The sequence below is a fragment of the Pseudomonas sp. D1HM genome (genome assembly GCF_019266105.1).
GTDB lineage: Bacteria > Pseudomonadota > Gammaproteobacteria > Pseudomonadales > Pseudomonadaceae > Aquipseudomonas > Aquipseudomonas taetrolens.
Genome location: NZ_LRMN01000032.1, coordinates 1 through 5356, shown reverse-complemented (window position 1 = coordinate 5356; position 5356 = coordinate 1). Strand labels below are relative to the sequence as shown.

The following is a 5356-nucleotide window of genomic DNA, read 5'->3' as shown; positions in this document are numbered from 1 at the left end:
CCACAGAGGTGGGGTCTGGCGTACCAGTGTAGGAGGGGTGTGGTTTCCGTGCCCAGAAAAAAAGGCCCCCAGCACTCTCTCAAATGTGGGGGCCTTTTAAACATAAGCGGCGTTATTGGAACTCAACCTTAGCCATCCGATCGCATCCGTTTTGGCAGAAATACACCGGCTTGACCTTTCGTGGCTTCTTTAGGAAAACCCAAGTGGTACTCCACGTACTGGTCAGTACCGTCCTGGCGGTCGAACAGACCCAGCAGCAACCAGCCTTCGTTTATCAGTTCCTGTGCCTGAGCCTCATTTCTGACAGTCTTCAGTGCTTTGGTGCCTTCAATCGCCATCGGTACGACTCCTTGTAGGTGATGGCCGAGTGTAGCCAATGGCCAGTCATTGGATAGTGCCATGAACCAAGTCCCGGTAAGGGGGGCTTTCATAAGGACTCGGTACGACCGTTTTTATCAATTAGCCCTACATATTGCGCGCTGTCGGTGACGTCCTGCTGCTTATGTCTCCCTTAGTAGTAAGAACTAATGGAGGTGAATACATGAACAAGGTACGTCTCAAAACCGCAGCACAATGGTTGGTAGAGCTGCTAGCACGTGAAGCCCTGAGGGCAGCGCTGCATTGGGTCTTGAATCTCCTCAAGCAGGACGGCTAATAGTGTTGGTCTTATGGTCACCAGAAAACCTGCCGCTTGGTGGGAGTTGTACGGAAATTTAACGATAACGGTGTTATGCGTAGTCTCTCAACTTGACCACCCCGCCAGTTGCGACGATCAACTCGCGGACCTGATCCTGCGTCGCCCATTCATCAGCCCCTATCCTCCACTCTCCGCCGTCGTACACCACCCAAGTATCACCAACCTCCCAAGTAATTGGCCCCGATCTTTCGAGTATCAAGCTGCGCAAGCTCTCCATTATCAAAGGCTGCAACGGATCGTCACTGGCTAGGTTGGGTAGGTCGTTGTTGGTCGTAGGCATTGAGGGGGTTCCTTTCTGTTTGTGAGTTACTTCACTACCGGTATACCTCACGGCGGTTGCCCAACTGCACCACCAGAATCCGCAAGGCGCCATCTTGGATGTCGCAGATCACCCGAAAATCGCCGACGCGATAACGCCACAAACCACCCAATGGGCCGGTCAGGGCTTTGCCCGTACTGCGCGGATCATCACGGCCAACCACCCGCTCATCCATAAAATCGAGGATGCGCTTGGCTGCCTGCTTATCCAACTTGCGCAACTGAGTCTTGGCCGTGTCGGTGTAATCAATCGTCCAGACCAAGAGACTTCCTTACGTCCGCAGCTGAGTGTACGACCTCTTGGCCTTTACGAACCCGCTCCAGGACTTCCGCCGCGAGGTAGTAATCCTCCAAGTCGGTAAGGCCGTGGTCGATGATTTCACGCAAGTAATACGCTTTGGTACGCCCGGTACTGCTCGCCAAGAAATCGAGGCGCTGCTCAGTTTCGGGCGCCAGTCGAATGGAAGTCGCCATGCTGTAGCCTCCTATGTAATACATGTATTCATTGTATCACATAGGTATAGGAGGCAAATATGAGGCTTATTTTTGTAGGGATCGCATTTAATGAATGTCCTATTAGCAGCAGTTTGTGGCACAAACGAGGCGCGGATGCCTATCCTGCACTAGCTTCTTTTCTCCTCGAAAAAAATAAGCCCTTCATACGCTTTTAATACGTTTTTAATACGTATTTGATGTACCGGTGAGACGCCAAATAGCCATTAATCAATCATTTTTCATGATTTGGCTCCAAACAGGTGCGTGCTCGGTTTAACCAGACCTCATTGGAGCTACCGCTATGACTTTTGTCAGAAAATGGGCCAACTACGATGTAGCCCGTAGCCGTCTGCTGATGCAGATCTCCGAACTGGACTCCTTGATTGATCAAGAACAAGCCGCCTCCGCACCAAATCCCACGAAGATTGCCGTCCTGGAGAATGAGCAAAACGATCTAATAGATCAGTCCGACATGCTTTGTTCTGACAACATTGAGCTGACTAGCAGGATCGCCACCACCAGTCCATCAACGACTGGTATTTAACAAATTACTGGTTTGCATGGCTCAAATTTTAGCGGCTAAAATTTGAGCTCAGTCAGCAGGCTAGGCGCTCACGCAAAGCCATCACCCGTGAAGCAGACAAGTCACGAATATCCTCGTTATGAAAAATCAGGTGCGCTCGGTGCGGCTTGGTTTCCTCGTCCCATAGCTCCAAATCTTCCATTCGAAACTGATGCTTGCCCTGGTATGTCGCTGCGAGATCAGCAGCCAAACAGCGCGCGGCTTCGCCAGGGGTAGCTATGACCCAATCAACGATGTCGGCCATCTGTTCGGCTGATGAGCGCGGCATGACACCCTGAGCGGCAGCACAGGCAAACTCGTTGTAAAGCTTAGCGCCAAGCGCAGGATCATCCGTAGGATTTCCCGGGCACAGCCGCTGCTCCCAAGGAAGCACATAGGTCGATTGGCCGAGAATATCTTGTCGGACGTAGTCCGAAGGTTTAGCTAAGCGCTGCATGAGGTTTGCTCCCAAGCGAAAATCGCATGGTAACGCGTCCAGAGCGGCCTTAGCCGCTCTGATAAACCGTCGTCGAAGACGGCGGAAACAGCTGGACAGACATCACCCGAGCCAACGAGGGGGGTGAGAAAAAATGGACCCCAGTCCGAATTTTTCCGTTCTGCCCTGGTGCAGCCCGTTCAGGGCGGAATCAGGGTGCGAAGCATCCGGCCGCACCGCTTGCGTGCGCGTCAGGTGAAACCGGACCAACCTGGATTCGCGATGTAGCAGTAGAGAAAGGGACAAAGGACCGCAACGAGACGTCGCGCAATTGGAGAATGCAGGTTGGTCCGGCTTTGCCGGGCGCGCACGCGGGTGAATTTTCGAGACAAGCCCGTCCAGGGCGAAGGGGAGGAAAGAGGGTGGAGGCTCGCGCAGCGAGTCGGAACCCTGAAAGCCTGACGGGGCGCTCCCCCGGAAGGTTTGGGCGTCCCGCAGGGCGGCCACGACAGACCGTAGGGATGGCGCGCTGTTGCTCTGCTTTTGTCTTGGATTATCTATGTGGCGTTCTATTGGTCGTTCTATTGCGTTGGCTATTGCTTCAGCAATAGAACGCCAATAGGAGAGGTATAAAGGTGAAAAGGTACAAAAGGGCAAAAAGCCAAGAGCATTCGCGCTACGCGCTCACCAGCTCGACCCCCTAAAGGGGGACCCCCACTCGCTGGGAAAGATCCAAAGCGGGTAATAACCCTGAGAGACAAGAGCACGAGCAATGATGGCTACGCGACGCACTTGATGGCTCCCACTGGCGTGGGAGCCCCTACGATCGGCTTTTAAAAAAAGCGTCTCGCATGACTCCACGCAGTGAGGATTTTGTTCCAGGTGCGACCACCCGGCTCCCACTCCCAACAGGCGTTCCAGACTTTCGGGGATTGTTTACCACTGCGCCCCCTGCCCTCTTCGGCGTCTGGCGGTTGGTGGGTTTTAGGACAGTGACAGCGCCCGTGGTTGGGTTTTTACGCTGCCCTGCCATTGCCTTCTCGCCCTTGCGGGTCGCACCTAACCGGCTATACCGGCTGCCGTGAAGAGATCCCCTTGATCGGCAGCTATTACTTCCCGGGCCCAAAGCATCTTGATTCCAAGCGTCGGGAAGAGGTGTCGGGGGAGGCTGGAAGCTGGACAGACGGGAGTTTTCCCGACAGAATTGGCTTACCAGGTCTCGTTCCCCGCACCGAAAAGCAGAGATTCCCCGAGACCTTGGCCAGAGCGATTGCAGTCGCCGCTGGCCCGAATGAAACCCTGCCTTGGCAGGGTTTTTTCGTTTTAATGCTATGTATCTATTACCCAAAGATATTGCGTTTGCTCGCTCAGCGCAAACCCTGTGTCTTTCACAAGCTGCCGTGTGGGTCTGGCAGCTGTGCTGCCTACCAGCACGGTAGCCAACAAGGTCCACCGGACCGCGTTAGGGAATGGTCGGTTAAGTCTCATAAATAGCAGTAGACTGTAGGGCACCCTACAGACAGAACCCGACACTGCCCTACATGGCAAAATTAACCATCGGCCGCATGGCAAAACTCTACGGTTTACACCGTTCAACATTGCATGAGGCCGTGTCTAAAGGCCGCGTAACTGCTGGCCTAGACGGTAAAGGGCAAAAGGTTATCGACCTATCAGAAATGATCCGCGTTTATGGCGAACCACAGGGGATCACCCTACACCGCCCTACACTTGACCCGACACCCTCGCCCTACACTTCCCCTACACCTGAAATGGGCGCCTTACACCCAGCCCTACACTCGTTGGTTGAAGAGGTTCGATTGCTGCGTGCAGAGATACAAGAGCTGCAACAATCACTTCGGCTGATCGAGCATAAACCTGAGCCTAAACCTGCATTGCCTCACAACGCGAAGCCAGGGGAAGCCCCTACTTGGGCAAATTTGCTCGACGCTCTCGATAACTAAAAGCCGTGGCCAGTTTCGCGGGCGCGAAACTTCATAGTTCCACCGCAAAGCCTCGCACGCCGAGCCCTTCGGCAAACCGCCCCACTGCCGTCAGGCTGGCCCAGGTACGAATCGCTTCGCGCCGTGAGCGCACCGGAATCAGCCGCGAGTGCGGCCCGCCGAGGCGTACCGAAAACGTCCATTTCGTCCGACTCGCATCGCGCCCAACGACAAACTCCCTGACCGCGTTCTGTTGCACCAGGTGCTGCAGCGCGTCTTCGTGAATCCCGTCCCCGATCACAGCAGCAACGCCGTGACGCGCGCCTGAGCGGCGTCATCAATGATCAGGTACAGGCTTTCAATGTCGGCCGGCTTAAGCACCTTGAGCTCTTCCAGCATCTCAACAAAACCTTGCGCCCGCTCGCTGGCCAGATGCACCTGCAGGGTGTCGGCGGCGAGCTCGATGGCAGTCATTCGACGGCGCAGTGTGGCCAGCACTTCAGGCGACGTACTGATCGCGGCTAACGGGTCGCTGCCGTTACCGTAACGGCCGCTCATTCGGGCACCACTCCGGACGGGCCGCCCAAGGTCGCGGCTTCACAGGCAAACGCTGCCGCCTGTGGTGGCGTCAGCGCTCCGGCGCTGACCACGGCGTTTAACCAGTCCCAGAGTCGAGTCACACAACGCGTCTGTTGCTCAGCCACTTCCTGCAGGTGATCCAGTAACTGCGCCTCCAACGTCTCGGTCGAGGTGGCCAGCATTTGCGGCTGCAGGTCCAAGGCGATGCGCTCGGCCAGTGCGGCAGCCGCAGGGGATAGCGTGCGCAGGTCGCGCAGACGGCGCTCATAATAGGGCGTGACGGGTAACGGCATGGCGGTGGCGTCCTTATCCGAGTCAGTGGCCCACAG

At 55.6% G+C, this 5356-nt stretch carries 9 protein-coding genes; 2 read left to right on the top strand and 7 right to left on the bottom strand.

Going from position 1 to position 5356, the window contains the following annotated elements:
- Positions 1-128 precede the first annotated feature (128 nt).
- The 3 genes from AWM69_RS22440 to AWM69_RS22430 all read right to left on the bottom strand — a co-directional run bounded on the left by AWM69_RS22440 (position 129) and on the right by AWM69_RS22430 (position 1489).
- Positions 129-338, bottom strand: a complete 210-nt coding sequence (locus AWM69_RS22440) for a hypothetical protein (protein WP_086799859.1) — start codon at positions 336-338, stop codon at positions 129-131.
- Positions 339-1011: 673 nt separating this feature from the next.
- A complete protein-coding gene (locus AWM69_RS22435; RefSeq protein WP_073510837.1) occupies positions 1012-1278 on the bottom strand; it encodes a type II toxin-antitoxin system RelE/ParE family toxin in 267 nt (88 codons plus the stop codon).
- The gene (locus AWM69_RS22430; protein WP_073510839.1) at positions 1262-1489 is read right to left on the bottom strand and encodes a CopG family transcriptional regulator; all 228 of its coding nucleotides are present in this window, start codon (positions 1487-1489) and stop codon (positions 1262-1264) included. Before AWM69_RS22430 ends, AWM69_RS22435 begins: the two co-directional genes overlap by 17 nt.
- A 322-nt stretch (positions 1490-1811) precedes the next feature.
- Between AWM69_RS22430 and AWM69_RS22425 the strand changes: the two genes are divergently transcribed.
- Positions 1812-2054 carry a hypothetical protein gene (locus tag AWM69_RS22425; RefSeq protein WP_073510841.1) on the top strand — a complete coding sequence of 81 codons (243 nt, stop codon included), beginning with the start codon at positions 1812-1814 and terminating at the stop codon, positions 2052-2054.
- Between the two features lie 52 nt (positions 2055-2106).
- On the opposite strand, the gene AWM69_RS22420 is transcribed toward AWM69_RS22425, so the two are convergent.
- On the bottom strand, positions 2107-2529 hold the full coding sequence (locus tag AWM69_RS22420; RefSeq protein WP_073510843.1) for a hypothetical protein: 423 nt from the start codon (positions 2527-2529) through the stop codon (positions 2107-2109).
- Positions 2530-4049: 1520 nt separating this feature from the next.
- On the opposite strand from AWM69_RS22420, the gene AWM69_RS22415 reads away from it, so the two are divergent.
- Positions 4050-4469: an entry exclusion protein 1 gene (locus AWM69_RS22415; RefSeq protein WP_218728559.1), complete on the top strand. Its 420-nt coding sequence runs from the start codon at positions 4050-4052 to the stop codon at positions 4467-4469.
- Between the two features lie 31 nt (positions 4470-4500).
- Here the strand turns inward: AWM69_RS22415 and AWM69_RS22410 are convergent, their stop codons facing one another.
- From AWM69_RS22410 to AWM69_RS22400, 3 genes are all read right to left on the bottom strand, one after another.
- Positions 4501-4749 (bottom strand): hypothetical protein, encoded by a 249-nt coding sequence (locus AWM69_RS22410; RefSeq protein ID WP_218728557.1) that lies wholly within the window; start codon positions 4747-4749, stop codon positions 4501-4503.
- Positions 4746-5006 (bottom strand): hypothetical protein, encoded by a 261-nt coding sequence (locus tag AWM69_RS22405; protein WP_010657466.1) that lies wholly within the window; start codon positions 5004-5006, stop codon positions 4746-4748. The genes AWM69_RS22410 and AWM69_RS22405 overlap by 4 nt, the downstream gene beginning before the upstream one ends.
- Positions 5003-5356: hypothetical protein (locus tag AWM69_RS22400; protein WP_256930494.1), on the bottom strand; the 354-nt coding region annotated here is incomplete at its 5' end. The genes AWM69_RS22400 and AWM69_RS22405, both read right to left, overlap by 4 nt.